At 70.1% G+C, this 13454-nt stretch carries 15 protein-coding genes; 6 read left to right on the top strand and 9 right to left on the bottom strand.

All coding sequences use genetic code 11. From position 1 onward, the window contains the following. The first annotated feature begins 43 nt into the window (after positions 1-43). Both ABZX12_RS32000 and ABZX12_RS31995 read left to right on the top strand, forming a co-directional pair. Positions 44-1222, top strand: a complete 1179-nt coding sequence (locus ABZX12_RS32000) for an MFS transporter (protein WP_355699179.1) — start codon at positions 44-46, stop codon at positions 1220-1222. A gap of 13 nt (positions 1223-1235) precedes the next feature. Continuing rightward, positions 1236-1784 (top strand): GNAT family N-acetyltransferase, encoded by a 549-nt coding sequence (locus tag ABZX12_RS31995; RefSeq protein WP_355699178.1) that lies wholly within the window; start codon positions 1236-1238, stop codon positions 1782-1784. Here ABZX12_RS31995 and ABZX12_RS31990 read toward each other — a convergent pair. Next, a complete protein-coding gene (locus tag ABZX12_RS31990) occupies positions 1730-2413 on the bottom strand; it encodes an FCD domain-containing protein (RefSeq protein WP_355699177.1) in 684 nt (227 codons plus the stop codon). The two genes, ABZX12_RS31995 and ABZX12_RS31990, sit on opposite strands and share 55 nt — an antisense overlap. Before the next feature lie 55 nt (positions 2414-2468). On the opposite strand from ABZX12_RS31990, the gene ABZX12_RS31985 reads away from it, so the two are divergent. Then, positions 2469-3650 carry an MFS transporter gene (locus ABZX12_RS31985; RefSeq protein WP_355699176.1) on the top strand — a complete coding sequence of 394 codons (1182 nt, stop codon included), beginning with the start codon at positions 2469-2471 and terminating at the stop codon, positions 3648-3650. Positions 3651-3661: 11 nt separating this feature from the next. Here ABZX12_RS31985 and ABZX12_RS31980 read toward each other — a convergent pair whose 3' ends face one another. Together ABZX12_RS31980 and ABZX12_RS31975 are read right to left on the bottom strand one after the other, a co-directional pair. After that, positions 3662-4669, bottom strand: coding sequence for a sugar phosphate isomerase/epimerase family protein (locus tag ABZX12_RS31980; protein ID WP_355699175.1), 1008 nt, complete (start codon positions 4667-4669; stop codon positions 3662-3664). An 11-nt stretch (positions 4670-4680) separates the two neighbouring features. After that, complete coding sequence (locus tag ABZX12_RS31975; RefSeq protein ID WP_355699174.1) at positions 4681-5775, bottom strand: Gfo/Idh/MocA family oxidoreductase; 1095 nt, start codon at positions 5773-5775, stop codon at positions 4681-4683. Between the two features lie 75 nt (positions 5776-5850). On the opposite strand from ABZX12_RS31975, the gene ABZX12_RS31970 reads away from it, so the two are divergent. Next, positions 5851-6966, top strand: a complete 1116-nt coding sequence (locus ABZX12_RS31970; RefSeq protein ID WP_355699173.1) for an ROK family transcriptional regulator — start codon at positions 5851-5853, stop codon at positions 6964-6966. A gap of 22 nt (positions 6967-6988) precedes the next feature. On the opposite strand, the gene ABZX12_RS31965 is transcribed toward ABZX12_RS31970, so the two are convergent. Genes ABZX12_RS31965 through ABZX12_RS31955 form a run of 3 tightly spaced genes read right to left on the bottom strand, consistent with a single transcriptional unit; the run spans position 6989 to position 9719 of the window. Next, entirely contained in the window at positions 6989-7930 is a 942-nt protein-coding gene (locus ABZX12_RS31965) for an aminoglycoside phosphotransferase family protein (RefSeq protein WP_355699172.1), read from the bottom strand. Next, positions 7927-8931, bottom strand: coding sequence for an NAD(P)H-dependent glycerol-3-phosphate dehydrogenase (locus ABZX12_RS31960; RefSeq protein ID WP_355699171.1), 1005 nt, complete (start codon positions 8929-8931; stop codon positions 7927-7929). The genes ABZX12_RS31965 and ABZX12_RS31960 overlap by 4 nt, the downstream gene beginning before the upstream one ends. After that, positions 8928-9719 (bottom strand): lysophospholipid acyltransferase family protein, encoded by a 792-nt coding sequence (locus ABZX12_RS31955; RefSeq protein WP_355699170.1) that lies wholly within the window; start codon positions 9717-9719, stop codon positions 8928-8930. The genes ABZX12_RS31960 and ABZX12_RS31955 overlap by 4 nt, the downstream gene beginning before the upstream one ends. A gap of 16 nt (positions 9720-9735) precedes the next feature. Here ABZX12_RS31955 and cofC point away from each other — a divergent pair, with 16 nt between their 5' ends. Both cofC and ABZX12_RS31945 read left to right on the top strand, forming a co-directional pair. Beyond that, a complete protein-coding gene (cofC, locus tag ABZX12_RS31950) occupies positions 9736-10407 on the top strand; it encodes a 2-phospho-L-lactate guanylyltransferase (protein ID WP_355699169.1) in 672 nt (223 codons plus the stop codon). A 1-nt stretch (position 10408) separates the two neighbouring features. Further along, entirely contained in the window at positions 10409-10615 is a 207-nt protein-coding gene (locus ABZX12_RS31945; protein ID WP_355699168.1) for a hypothetical protein, read from the top strand. A gap of 88 nt (positions 10616-10703) precedes the next feature. On the opposite strand, the gene ABZX12_RS31940 is transcribed toward ABZX12_RS31945, so the two are convergent. The 3 genes from ABZX12_RS31940 to leuD all read right to left on the bottom strand — a co-directional run bounded on the left by ABZX12_RS31940 (position 10704) and on the right by leuD (position 13454). Beyond that, on the bottom strand, positions 10704-11282 hold the full coding sequence (locus ABZX12_RS31940; protein ID WP_355699167.1) for an HU family DNA-binding protein: 579 nt from the start codon (positions 11280-11282) through the stop codon (positions 10704-10706). 158 nt (positions 11283-11440) lie between these two features. Next, positions 11441-12604 (bottom strand): magnesium/cobalt transporter CorA, encoded by a 1164-nt coding sequence (corA, locus tag ABZX12_RS31935; RefSeq protein WP_355699166.1) that lies wholly within the window; start codon positions 12602-12604, stop codon positions 11441-11443. 250 nt (positions 12605-12854) lie between these two features. Then, positions 12855-13454, bottom strand: a complete 600-nt coding sequence (gene leuD, locus ABZX12_RS31930; protein WP_355699165.1) for a 3-isopropylmalate dehydratase small subunit — start codon at positions 13452-13454, stop codon at positions 12855-12857.

Below are 13454 nucleotides of genomic sequence, written 5' to 3'. Positions count from 1 at the left end.
ACTACCATCCGGCTGATCGTTCAAACAGATAGCGTGTTTGCTTGTGACTGATGACACCACCCTCGTCCGGCGATCGCGGTACGCCGTGGCCGCCGTCTTCTGCGTGCACGGAGCGGTGACCGGGTCGTTCGCGACCCGGGTGCCGTGGATCCAGGAGCACGCGGGGGTGTCCGCGGGCCAGCTCGGCCTGGCGCTCGCGTTCCCGGCCCTCGGCGCGGCGCTGATGATGCCGCTGGCCGCCCGGGTCAGCCATCGGTTCGGCACCCGGACCGCGCTCCGTGGGCTGCTCGCGCTCTGGACGCTGTCGCTGATCCTGCCGTCGTTCGCACCGGGTCTGCTGACGCTCTGCGCCGCCCTGCTGATCTACGGCGGCGCGGCGGGGATGGCCGACGTCGCGATGAACGCACTCGGCGTCGAGGTCGAGCACCGGCTGAAGAAGTCGATCATGTCCGGGCTGCACGGTCTGTGGAGCGCGGGCGCCCTGCTCGGCTCCGCGGTCGGGACGGTCGCGGCGCACCAGAACCTCAGCGCCCAGGTCCATCACGTGGTCGCGGCCGTCGCCCTCACGCTCGTCGGCGCGGTGGTGTGCCAGTTCGTGCTGAACATCCACCCCGAGGACGACGAGGAGCCGCCGGCGCGGTTCGCGCTGCCGCCGAAGTCGGCGTTGCTGATCGGAGCGGTCGGGTTCTGCGCGGTGTTCGCCGAGGGCGCGAGCCTGGACTGGTCGGCGGTGTACCTGCGCGACATCCTGGACAGCTCGGCCGGTGTCGCGGCCGGAGCGACGACCGGCTTCGCGTTGACGATGGCGATCGCGCGGCTCACCGGCGACGCGGTGGTCGACCGGTTCGGCGCGGTCCGTACGGTGCGTTGGAGCGGCGTGATCGCGACGCTCGGCGGCCTGCTCGTGGTCGTCGCGCCGAACGCGGTCGTGGCGATGGCCGGCTTCGGCCTGATCGGCGTCGGGATCGCGGTCGTCGTACCGCTCGCCTTCGCGGCGGCCGGCCGCACCGGCGACAACGCGAGCCAGGCGATCGCGGGCGTCGCCACCATCACGTACGCCTCGGGCCTGGTCGCGCCGTCGATCATCGGCGGTATCGCGCAGGCCAGCAGCCTGACCGTCTCGTTCGTCGTGGTCACCGCGCTGGCGGCGTGCCTGGCCGTCTTCGCCCGGGTGCTGTCGACCAGCACCCGGACAGCCCCCGGTGACGTCCTTCCCCGGTGATACGAATCGTGGGATGACGACCTTCCGGGTAGCTGGAGCAGAGGACGCGGCGGCGGTCGCGGAGTTGCACGGCGACAGTTGGCGGCGGCACTACCGCGGTGCGTACGCCGATGCGTTCCTCGACGACGAGTCGCCCGAGTACCTCGGCGCGATGTGGGCGCAGCGGCTCGCGGCGCGCGAGGGGACGCGGACGACCGTCGCGGAGGACGACGGACGGCTGATCGGGCTCGCGCACGTGATCTTCGACGCGGACCCGAAGTACGGCGCGCTGGTCGACAACCTGCACGTCCGGGCACCGCTCAAGCGGCAAGGGATCGGCACCCGGCTGCTCGCACTCACGGCGCGGCATGTCCGGGACACCGGGATCTTCCTCTGGGTGCTCGAGCAGAACACCGCCGCGCAGGCGTTCTACGAGGCCCGCGGCGGCATCCGCGTCGACCGCAAGCACGTCCCGCCGCCGGGCGGCGAACCGCGCCGGCTCAACGGGCAGCCTGCCTGCTTCCGGTACTACTGGCCGGATCCCGCGGCCTTGACGGACTCGATCAGCGCGTACGACGCCTGACTCGCCGCCTCCGGATCACCGGCGCGGATCGCCTCCAGGACGTCGAGGTGCGCGTCGAGGATCCGGTGGTCCTCGGGGATCGTCGCGGTCTGCTGGATCGACGCGGCGAGCACCTCGGCGAGCGCGTCGTACAGCCTCAGCAGCAGCGGGTTCCGGCTCGCGGCGACGACACCGCGGTGGAAATCGGTGTCGGCGATCACGAATGCGTCCAGGTCGTCCGCCGCGAGCGCCGCGGCGCGAGCCTCCAGCGCGTCGGCGAGCGGCGTCAGGTCGGCCGATCCCGCGTGCTGGGCGGCGAGCCGGGCGGCGGCCGCCTCGATGCCGGCACGCGCGTCGAGGACGTCGGTGAGTGACGCCGAGAGCTCGTCCCGGACCAGGACGCCGGTGATCTCGTTGGTGGCGCGCACATAGGTGCCGTCGCCGACGCGCGGCTCGAGCAGACCGGTCAGGCTGAGCGAACGCAGGGCCTCCCGCACCGTACCGCGGCTGACGCCGAGCTCGCTCGCGAGCTGATTCTCGCCGGGGATCCGCGTGCCCCGCGGCCAGGCGCCGGACTCGATCTGCGCCCGGAACTGCTCCGAGACCTGCAGCACCAGCGGCACCTGGCGCACCGGACCGTTCATCGTCATGCCCTAGAGTATATAAATGTAGGACATCTACACGAGAGCTCAGGAGAGGTGTGTCGTGGCAGTGCTGACCGAACCGATGACTCGAGGACGGTCGACACTGATCACCGCGACCGCTTTCGTGGTCGCGCTGAGCCTGCGGCCGGCGCTGACCGCGGTCGGTCCGGTGCTGCCCCGGATCGGACTCGACCTGCAGCTCGGCGAGGCCGCGCAGGGCCTGCTGGGCACGCTGCCGCTGCTCGCGTTCGCGGCGGCCTCTCCCCTGGTCCACCTCGCGTCCCGGCGGTTCGGCATGGAGCGGGCGGTGTTCGTCTCGCTGCTGGTGCTCGCGGCCGGCAGCGCGCTCCGCCCGTACACAGGCCAGGCCGGGCTGTGGATCGGCACGGCCGTCGTCGGCGGCGCGATCGCGGTCGGCAACGTCCTGGTGCCCGTCATCCTCAAGCGGGACTACGCCGCCCACGTCTCGCGCGCGACCGGCATCTACACGGCCTTCATCACCGGCGGCGCGGCGATCGCCTCGATCCTCGCCGTACCGATCGCCGACGCGGTCGACTGGCGACTGTCCCTGGCGGTCTGGGGCGGGCTTGCCGTCCTGGTCGCCGTGATCTGGCTGCCGCGGACGCTGTCACCGGCGCCGATGCCGCCCGCCGGAGCAGCCGACGAGGCCCCGCCGGTGAGCGTCTGGCGGCAGCCGATGGCCTGGCTGGTGACCGGCTTCATGGGACTGCAGTCGACGAGCTTCTACCTGTTCGTGAACTGGCTGCCCACCATCGAGATCACCACCGGCGGCGTCTCCGAGCGGTCCACCGGTGTGCACCTGTTCGTCTTCCAGGTGTTCGGGCTGATCGGCGGACTCAGCGTCCCGCTGCTGCTGAAGCATCCGACGAACCAGCGGGCCGGCCTGATGACCGCGAGTACGCCGATCCTCGTCGCCCTGCTCGGTCTGCTGCTGGCGCCGCACCTGGCGATCGTCTGGGCGATCGTCGGCGGGCTGGGTCAGGGCGCCGGGCTGGTGGCCGCCCTCTCGCTGATCAGCCTTCGCGGCCGCGGGCACCACGAGACCACACAGTTGTCCGGTATGGCACAAGCGGTCGGCTACACGCTCGCCGCGGCTGGTCCGGTCGTCGCCGGTTACCTGGTCCAGGTGACCGGCGGCTGGAGTACGACGCTCGTCGTGTTCGCCGTACTCGCAGCCATTCAGGTCACGCTGGGCTTCGTCGCCGGGCGCGACAACCGCTAGGTCCTGCCTGGTTACTTGTCCGTCGCGAAAGCCGCGTCGAAGGCGGCTTCCGGCTTGTCGAAGGCCAGGGCGCGGATCACGTTGACCGCCTCCGCAGCGCCGACCTTGCGCTCCATACCGGCGTCCTCCCACTCGACCGAGATCGGGCCGTCGTAGCCGATCGAGTTCAGCACGCGGAAGCAGTCCTCCCACTGCACGTCGCCGTGACCGGTGGAGTAGAAGTCCCAGCCGCGCCGCGGGTCGCCCCAGGGCAGGTGCGAGCCGAGCCGGCCGTTCCGGCCGCCGCCGACGCGCATCCGGGTGTCCTTGCAGTCCACGTGGTAGATCCGGTCCTTGAAGTCCCAGAGGAACGCGACCGGGTCGACGTCCTGCCACACCATGTGCGACGGGTCCCAGTTCAGGCCGAAGGCCTCCCGGTGCCCGATCGCCTCCAGCGTGAGCGTGGTCGTCCAGTAGTCGTACGCGATCTCCGACGGGTGCACCTCGTGCGCGAACCGGACGCCCTCGGCGTCGAACACGTCGAGGATCGGGTTCCAGCGGTCGGCGAAGTCCTGGTAGCCGGCCGCGATCCGCTCCGCGGGCACCGGCGGGAACATCGCGACGTACTGCCAGATCGACGAGCCGGTGAAGCCGATGACGGTGTTCACGCCGAGCTTCGCGGCCGCCCGCGCGGTGTTCTTCAGGTCCTCGGCGGCGCGCTGCCGGACGCCTTCGGCGTCGCCGTCGCCCCAGATCCGGGACGGCACGATCGCCTGGTGCCGGAAGTCGATCGGGTCGTCGCAGACCGCCTGACCCACCAGGTGGTTGGAGATCGCGAAGACCTGCAGGTTGTACTTCTCCAGGATGTCTTTGCGGCCCTGGACGTAGGAGTCGTCGTCGACGGCCTGCTGGACGTCGAAGTGGTCACCGGAGCAGGCGATCTCGACGCCGTCGTACCCGGCCTCGGACGCGAACTGGCAGACCTCCTCGAACGGCAGGTCGGCCCACTGACCGGTGAAGAGAGTGATCGGACGAGGCATCTCAAAGGCTCCTAGGAGTTGTCGACGGTGATCCAGGCGCTGCCGTCCGCGGCGGACCGCAGTACGGCGTCGACCACGTGGGCGGACCGCGCTCCGGCGGCGAAATCGGGCAGGCCGTCCGGGCGGTCGCCCAGGACGGCGGCATAGCTGTCGGCGACGAACGAGTCGAACGCGTCCTGGTACCCCTGCGCGTGACCGGCCGGCAGCCGGTTCACCCGGGCGGCCGGCGGGCTGAGCGTCTCGGGATCCCGCGTGAGCAGCTGCGAGGCTTCGCGGCGGCCGACCCAGAGCCGGTCCGGGTCCTCCTGGTCGAAGCCGAAGCTCGACTCGGTACCGGACACCTCCAGGTACAGCCGGTTCTTCCGGCCGGCCGCGACCTGGCTGACCACGATCGTTCCGACCACACCGGCCTCGGTCCGGAACTGGGCGGTCGCGAGATCCTCGGTCCGGACCTCGACGCCGCCGCGCTGCGCCCGAACCGTCCGCAGCTGGGCGCTGATCGCCGCAATCCGGTCGCCGGTGACGAATTCGGTGAGGTCGCACCAGTGCGAGCCGATGTCGGCGAACGTCCGCGACGGTCCGCCGGTGGTGTCGTCCACGCGCCAGTTCTGGTCGTCGGCACCGGCGAGCCAGTCCTGCAGGTACGAGCCGTGCAGGCTGGTGATCACACCTGCGTCGCCGGCGGCGATCCGGGTGCGCAGCTCGCGGACCATCGGGTGGTAGCGATAGACGAACGGCACGGCGCCGACCAGGCCCGTCTCGTGCGCTGCGGCGGCCAGTCCGGTGGCGTCCTTGGCCGAGGTGGCCAGCGGCTTCTCGCAGACCACGTGCTTGCCCGCCTCGAAGGCCTTCAGCGCGACATCGCGATGGGTGTTGTTCGGCGTACAGATGTGCACGACGTCGATATCGGCGGCCAGCAGCTCGTCGAGGCTCGCGAATCCGCGCTCGGCGCCGGTCGCCTCGGCCGCAGCCTCGGCTCGCGCGGGCGACGAGCCGACGGCACCGACCACGGTCGCTCCCGAGACCAGCGCGGACCGGCCGTGAACCCGGCCCATGAAGCCGCCACCGACGATCCCGACCCTGAGCTTTCGCGCATTGGTGGACACGTCGAAGGACGCTATGGGACCCTTTTGAACCCTGTCAAGCAAAAGTCCACGGCCAGTACGACGAAAGTCCGGGTGATGAGCGCTATCGGTACGGCGGACGCGGTGCTGCGACTGCTCCTCGACGGGCAGCCGCGGACACGGGCCGAGCTGATCGAACGCAGCGGCCTCGCGCGGTCCACGGTGACCGGGCGGATCGAGGCCCTGCTCGCGGAGGGACTCGTGGTGCCCTCGGGCGAAGCGGCCTCGACCGGCGGACGCCCACCGGCGCGGTTCCGGTTCAACCCGACGGCTCGGCTCGTGCTCGCCGCGGACGTCGGCGCGACCCACCTGTCGGTCGCGCTCACCGATCTGACCGGTGCGATCCTGCATCGCACGACGAGCCGCCTGGCGATCGCCGACGGGCCGGAGGTCGTGCTCGACGCCGTGGCCGCGGCCGGCCAGGCCTTGCTCCAGCAGGCCGGGCGGCCCCCCACAGATCTGGCCGGAACGGGCGTCGGGCTACCGGGACCGGTCGAGCACAGCACCGGTCGGCCGAACCATCCGCCGATCATGCCCGGCTGGGATTCGTACGACGTCGTCGGCCGGCTGCGCCGGCAGCTGCCCGGGCCGGTGCTGGTCGACAACGACGTGAACATCATGGCGCTCGGCGAGCACGCGACGGCGTACCCGGACGTCGAGCACCTGCTGTTCGTGAAGGTTGCCACCGGCATCGGAGCGGGGGTGATCAGCGGCGGCCGGTTGCACCGTGGCGCGCAGGGCGCGGCCGGGGACATCGGCCACATCCAGGCGCCGGGCCACACCGAGCTGTGCCGCTGCGGCAACACCGGCTGTCTGGAAGCGATCGCCTCGGCGGCCGCGCTCGCGGCCAAGCTCGGAAGGAAGACCAGCCAGGACATCGTGGACCTGGTCCGGGCCGGCGACACCGAGGCGACCACCGCGATCCGCCAGGCCGGCCGCGAGATCGGCACCGTCCTGGCCGCCGCGGTCAGCCTGCTCAACCCGTCGGTCATCGTCGTCGGCGGCTCCCTCGCCCAAGCCGGCGACAGTCTGCTGGCCGGCCTCCGCGAAACCGTCTACGCCCGGTCGTTGCCCCTGGCCACGACCGATCTGCGGGTGGTCCCGTCCCGCACCGGCCGGGACGCCGCCCTGCTCGGTGCGGCCGCGCTCGTCGTCGCGCACACGCTCAGCTGACCCGCGGACCACGCAGCGGCGGTCAGCTGACCCAGGTGGTGGCGATCGCGTCGATGAGCGTGATGACTTCGTCGAGGTGGTCGCCGCTCCGGGCGCGGCCGAAGCCGTGCCGGCGGGTCCAGAACGCCGACTGGACGATGACCAGGTGCGTCCAGCGGCGGATGTGCTCGGCGTCGATCCCCGACGCCTCGGCGAACCGCTCCAGCTCCTCGTCCAGGTACGGCATCAGCTCGTCGAGGGCCAGGCCGCCGACGAACAAGTAGTACGCCCGGGTGCGCAGGAAGAACGCCGCGTCGTACGCCGGATCGCCGACGTACCCCTTCGGGTCGACGACCAGCCAGGGCTCGCGGTCCGCCCGCAGGATGTTGCGCGCATGGAAGTCGCCGTGGATCAGAGTCTCCGGCTGCTCGCGGCAATGCTCCTCGACGACCGACAGCGCCTGATCCACGACCGCGGACGGCAACCGATGGTCGAGTTCGGCCGCGTCCTGGTGCAGCTGCTCGGCCCACGCGTCGGCCTGCTCGGACATGCGCGGCAGTCCGGCCGGCGCCGGGATCGTCAACTGACGGAGCAGATCCCCGGCAATCGCCGCAGCGTCAACGGTGTCGGCGGGGACGGGCATCTCACTCATGTGCTCGGCGAGTGTGCTGGTGTTCGCACGCTCGAGCAGCATCGCGTACCGGGCGTCGTCGCGCCGGTACAGCCGCACCGCGCCACGCCCACCCCAGGCCTCGAAAGCATCCGGCTCGTGCACGTTGCCCGGATGCGGGAAGGACACCTTGAGCACCGCGTTTCCCTCGACGGGCACCACCACGCCGACCTGGCCGTGCAGTACGTCGCCGTCCCGCTGGAGCTCCCAGCGATCCAGCAGGTCCTCGACGATCCCGGGCAGCTCGTCGAGCCACGCCTGGCCGGTGGCGCCTTCGCGCTCGACGGTGACCTTGGCGAACGCCTCCGGGATCATCCCCAGCGTTCCGACTTCGCCGAGCGGGACACCAGGCTGAAAAGCATGTCCTTCGGGGTCATCTCGCCGGCGACCACCTTGGTGACGTGTTCGGCGATCGGCATCTCGACGTCGTGCCGGTGCGCCAGCTCGCTGATCGAGGCGCAGGACTTCACACCCTCGGCGACCTGACGGGTGCCGCTCGCGATCTCCGCGACGGTCATGCCCTGGCCGAGCTTCTCGCCGAACGTGCGGTTGCGCGACAGCGGCGACGAGCAGGTCGCCACCAGGTCGCCCAGTCCGGCCAGCCCGGAGAACGTGTGCTCGTCGGCGCCCAGCGCCGTCCCCAGGCGGGCGATCTCGGCCAGCCCGCGGGTGATCACCGAGGCCCGGGCGTTGTCGCCGAACCCGAGCCCGACCGCCATACCGACCGCGAGCGCGATCACGTTCTTGCAGGCGCCGCCGAGCTCGCAGCCGACGACGTCGTTGTTGGTGTACGGGCGGAACGTCGGCGAATGGCAGAGCTTCTGCAACCGCGCCGCGGTCCCCTCGTCGGCGCAGGCCACCACCGAGGCAGCCGGTTGCCCCTCGGCGATCTCGCGCGCCAGGTTCGGGCCCGAGACCACCGCGATCCGCTCCGGGCCGGCGCCGGTCAGCTCGGCGATCACCTCGCTCATCCGTTTCGTCGTCCCGAGCTCGACGCCCTTCATCAGGCTGACCAGCGGTACGGCGTTCGGCAGCACGCCGGCCCAGTCCGCGAGGTTGTCCCGCAACGACTGCGACGGCACCGCGAGGACGACGGCCTCCGCCCCGTCGGCCGCCTCGGCGGGGTCGTGGGTCGCGGTGATCGCCTCGGACAGCCGGATCCCGGGCAGGTACTCGGCGTTCTCGTGCCGGCTGTTGATCACCTCGCACAGCGATTCCCGCCGGGCCCACACCGACACCTGGTTCCCCGCGTTCGCCAGGACCGTGGCGAACGCCGTACCCCAGCTGCCGGCGCCGAACACCGCGACCTTGGTCATCGGTTCTCCTCACCTTCGGCCTTGCGGGCCTTGCGCAGGTCGTAGAGCTCCTTGGGCGGGGTCTCGCCGCGCAGTTCGCCGAGCGTCTCGGCCACCCGGGCCATGATCACCTCGGTTGCCTCGTGCAACAGCTGGTTGGTCAGCGGCTTGCCCTCGAAGGCGCTCAGGTCGACGGGCTTCCCGGCCCGCACCTGCAGGGTCTTGCGCGGCAGCAGCCGGAACCGCATCTTGCCGGTGTAGGAGCGGAGGATCTCCTGTGCTCCCCAGTTCGCGACCGGGATCACGGGGCAGCCGGTCATCAACGCGATCCGCGCGGCGCCGGTCTTGCCGGTCATCGGCCACATCGCGGGATCGCGGGTGATCGTGCCCTCCGGGTAAACGCCCACACACTCACCGCGTTCGACCGCGGCCACCGCGTCCCGGAACGCATCGGCGGCCTGCGCGGAGTCCCGGTAGACCGGGATCTGCCCGGCGCCGGTGATGATCTTGCCGAGCACCGGGATCTTGAACACCGACGCCTTCCCGAGGAATCGCGGGATCCGCCGGCACTCCCAGATGAAGTACCCGAGCACCACCGGGTCGAAATGCGAGATGTGGTTCGGCACGTACACCACGCCGCCGGACCGCGGCATGTTCTCGCGGCCGGTGAACCGGCACTTGGTGAACGCGATCATGAAGGGCTTCACGAGCGCGACGATCACCCCGAACCAGAATCCACGCGGCGGCCGTGGATCCGCCTGCCTCGCGTCCACAGCTGCCTCCTGGTGCTCGTACCCGCCGTCGGTCATGGGAGAATCCTGCCTGATGGCAGACCTACAGGTCGCTCCCTGGACCCTGGTGATCCCGGTGAAGCGTACGGCGATCGCAAAGAGCCGGCTCGCTCCGGCCTACCCTCAGCACCGTCCCGAGCTGGCCCGCGCCTTCGCTGTCGACACTACTGCGGCCGCTCTGGCCTCTCCCCTGGTGCACATGGTGCTGGTGGTCACCGACGACCCGCTGGTGTCCGCGGACGTCACCACCGCCGGCGCGCGCGTGGTCCCGGACCTGCCCGCCGCCGGTCTGAACGAAGCCTTGCTGCATGGAGCAACTGTGGCCGCTGCCGAGTTCGCAGGCAACGGCGTCGTGGCGCTGTCGGCCGACTTGCCCGCGTTGCGCCCGGCCGAGCTGACCGCCGCGCTCGCCGCGTGTACGGCGCCGCGCTCGTTCGTCGTCGACCTGCCCGGCACCGGGACGACGTTGCTCGCCGCCGCGCCCGGCGTACCGCTGGATCCCCGCTTCGGCGTCGGATCCGCGCTGGCCCATCAGGCGTCCGGCGCGGTCCCGATCGAGCTGACCGCGATCGAATCGGTACGCCGCGACGTCGACACCGCGGCCGATCTCGCGCACGCCGTACAGCTCGGTGTCGGCCCGGCGACCGCGGACGTGATGTCGCTGGTTCTCGGTGCCGCGACCGGGACCGAAGGTCTAGCCTGCTGACATGCAAGCGACAGTGAGCGCGTACGACGGCGACACGTTTTCCGGCACCGTGCTGACGGACACCGGGATCGAGCTCCCGTTCACCGTGCACGCGATCTCCGACACCCCGGTCCTGCATCTGCGTGTGGGCCAGCGGGTGCGGATCGAGACCACGGGCACGGGTGCGGAAACGACCGTCACCAAGGTGGAGTTCGGCACCCGCCTGTAGCAGAAGGCAGACACGGCGAAGGCCGGTCGCCCCTGGAGTGGGGTGACCGGCCTTCGCTCTTTGTGCGGTCTGCCGCAGTGCGTGAAGATCAGCGAGCGGTGCGCTTCGCCGCGGTCTTCTTGGCGGGGGCCTTCTTGGCCGGCGCCTTCTTCGCAACGGTCTTCGTCGGGGCCTTCTTGGCGACCGTCTTGGCCGGGGCCTTCTTGGCAACGGTCTTGGCCGGAGCCTTCTTGGCGACCGTCTTGGCCGGGGCCTTCTTCGCGACCGTCTTCTTCGCAGCGGCGGTCTTCGTGGCAGCGGCCTTCGCCGGGGCGGCCTTCTTCGCCGGGGCAGCCGCCTTGGTGGCGGTCGCGGCCGGCTTCGGGACGACCAGCTTCGGCAGCTTCTTCGCACCGGAGACGACGGCCTTCAGCTCCGCACCCGCGCGGAACTTCGGCACCGTGGTCTTCTTCGCGCGCTTGGTCTCACCGGTGCGCGGGTTGCGCACGATGCGCGCACCACGCTCGATGGCCTCGAAGGCACCGAAACCGGTGATGGCGACCTTGCCACCCTTCTTGGTCAGCTCACGCTGGACGGTGTCGATCACCGACTCCAGTGCGTGCTGGGCCTGGCGGCGGTTTCCGTCGAAGTGCACTGCGAGCGCTTCGACCAACTGGCTCTTGTTCACTGCTTCCCTCCGTGAACACTAGGCGTCGAGCACAGCGCTCGATCTCACAGGAACGTTATGGACTCAAACCGCCATGCACAAACACCAACGCGGCAAATTTGCCTTGTTTTAGGCGATTCGGGCCACAATTTCGCCCGATACGGGTGCCAGCAGGGGTTTCAGAGCCACCCGCGGCGCTTGAAAATCTGGTGCAGACCTCCACACACCAAGGCCATCAGGCCGATCGCGAAGGGGTAGCCGTACTGCCAATGCAGCTCCGGCATCTTGTCGAAGTTCATCCCGTAGACGGTGCCGATCAGCGTCGGGGCGAACAGGATCGCCGCCCAGGCAGAGATCCGCTTCACCTCTTCGTTCTGCTCGCTGCTGGCGATCGCGAGGCTCTTCATCTCCTCGTTCTGCTGCTGCGCGACCAGCGTCGCGTTCACCGTCAGGATGTCGCGGAGCAGTTCGCGGAATCCGTCGACCTTCTCCACCACCTCGGTGACGTGGTCGGCCACGTCCCGCAGTGAACGTTGCAGTTCCTCGTCCACGCCGTACTTCTGGAAGCCGCCGCGCAACTGCTCGAGCATCCCGACCAGCGGCCGGGTCGCGCGCTGGAACTCGATCACCTCACGGGACAGTTCGTAGATCCGCCGCGACACCTTCGGATCGCCGCGGAACACCTCGGTCTCGATCTCGTCGATGTCGTTCTCCAGACCCGCGACCACCGGCGCGTACCCGTCGACGACCTTGTCCATGATCGCGTACAGCACGGCCTCGGCGCCGCGGCCGAGGAGCTCGGGATCGCGCTCCACCCGGCGCCGTACCGCTGCCAGATTGGGCGCTTCGGCGTGCCGGACCGTCACCACGAAGTCCGGGCCGACGAAGACGTGCACCTCACCGAACTCGACCTCCTCGGTCGCGTCCCGGTACCGCGCGGCCTTCAGTACGACGAACAACGTCTCGCCGTACCGCTCCAGCTTGGGCCGCTGATGCGCCTCGTTGGCGTCCTCGATCGCGAGCTCGTGCAGGTCGAACTCCTGCGCCAGCGAGGCGAGCTCCCGGCGGTCCGGCCGGTACAACCCGATCCAGGCCAGGCTCTGCGGCGACGTGTGCAGCGCCGTGTAGGTGTCCGCGAGCGACTGCGGGGACGCGATCCGGTTGCCGCCGCAGTAGATCGCACTGTCGACGACGCTGTGTCCCTTGGGCTTCTGCGGATCGCGGTGCTGCTTGTCGGCCGGCTCGATCGCGGGCGCGGCGGATGCGGCGTGCTTGCGGGCGGCGGCGCGCAGTGACGGGGTACGGCTGAACGCGCGGAACGTGCGCAGGCGCAGGTCGGACATGAGTCCTCCAGGAGCAATGTGGTGCGGGTGAGTGATGAGCACACGTCTGCCCGACCCTGCTACTACTAGAGGAAAAGACCCCCCACAGGCCGAGCGAGACCGGTATGTCTGGAGGGATCGCTGCTGTTGGTCATGAGCGCCTCACCTCCTCGGTCTCGCACACCTGGTTCTTCCAACCCCAGAAGGGTAACACCAGAGTTATCGGCCCCCGCCATCCGAACGTTACGGGGGCGATAACTCCGCAGGAGCTTCAGGCCTTGGCCGGAAGGGTGGCCGGCTTGAAGGACGGCCGGGTCGCTTCGTAGGCAGCGATGTCGGCCTCGTGGGACAAGGTGATGCCGACGTCGTCCAGACCGTTCAGCAGCCGGTAGCGCGTGTAGTCGTCGATCTCGAAGGGTGCCGAGACGTCACCGGCCGAAATCGTCTTGTTCTCCAGGTCGACCGTCACCTTGGTGCCCGGGTCGGCCTCGATCGTGGTCCACAGCTGCTCGACGACCTCCTGCGTGACCAGGGCCGCGAGCAGACCGGCCTTGCCCGAGTTACCGCGGAAGATGTCGCCGAACCGCGACGACACGACCACGCGGAACCCGTAGTCGAGCAGGGCCCAGACCGCGTGCTCCCGCGAGGATCCGGTGCCGAAGTCCGGTCCCGCCACGAGCACCGAGACCCCGTCGTACTCGGGCTGGTTGAGGACGAACGACGGATCGTTGCGCCAGGCGGCGAACAGCCCGTCCTCGAAGCCGGTCCGGGTGACCCGCTTCAGGTACACGGCCGGGATGATCTGGTCGGTGTCGACGTTGCTGCGGCGCAGCGGGGCCGCCGTACCGATGTGCTGGGTGAAGGCATCCAT

Origin of the sequence: Kribbella sp. NPDC003505 (assembly GCF_040610875.1) — a bacterium.
Classification (GTDB): domain Bacteria; phylum Actinomycetota; class Actinomycetes; order Propionibacteriales; family Kribbellaceae; genus Kribbella.
This window is presented reverse-complemented; position numbering and strand designations above follow the sequence as displayed.

What these genes read in the sequence shown, in the direction of transcription:
- ABZX12_RS31995 (WP_355699178.1), top strand. Translation starts at nt 1,236, where the DNA reads ATGACGACCTTCCGGGTAGCTGGAGCAGAGGACGCGGCGGCGGTCGCG.
- ABZX12_RS31990 (WP_355699177.1), bottom strand. Translation starts at nt 2,413, where the DNA reads ATGACGATGAACGGTCCGGTGCGCCAGGTGCCGCTGGTGCTGCAGGTC.
- ABZX12_RS31980 (WP_355699175.1), bottom strand. Translation starts at nt 4,669, where the DNA reads ATGCCTCGTCCGATCACTCTCTTCACCGGTCAGTGGGCCGACCTGCCG.
- ABZX12_RS31970 (WP_355699173.1), top strand. Translation starts at nt 5,851, where the DNA reads ATGAGCGCTATCGGTACGGCGGACGCGGTGCTGCGACTGCTCCTCGAC.
- ABZX12_RS31965 (WP_355699172.1), bottom strand. Translation starts at nt 7,930, where the DNA reads ATGATCCCGGAGGCGTTCGCCAAGGTCACCGTCGAGCGCGAAGGCGCC.
- ABZX12_RS31960 (WP_355699171.1), bottom strand. Translation starts at nt 8,931, where the DNA reads ATGACCAAGGTCGCGGTGTTCGGCGCCGGCAGCTGGGGTACGGCGTTC.
- ABZX12_RS31955 (WP_355699170.1), bottom strand. Translation starts at nt 9,719, where the DNA reads ATGACCGACGGCGGGTACGAGCACCAGGAGGCAGCTGTGGACGCGAGG.
- cofC (WP_355699169.1), top strand. Translation starts at nt 9,736, where the DNA reads ATGGCAGACCTACAGGTCGCTCCCTGGACCCTGGTGATCCCGGTGAAG.
- ABZX12_RS31945 (WP_355699168.1), top strand. Translation starts at nt 10,409, where the DNA reads ATGCAAGCGACAGTGAGCGCGTACGACGGCGACACGTTTTCCGGCACC.
- corA (WP_355699166.1), bottom strand. Translation starts at nt 12,604, where the DNA reads ATGTCCGACCTGCGCCTGCGCACGTTCCGCGCGTTCAGCCGTACCCCG.
- leuD (WP_355699165.1), bottom strand. Translation starts at nt 13,454, where the DNA reads ATGGATGCCTTCACCCAGCACATCGGTACGGCGGCCCCGCTGCGCCGC.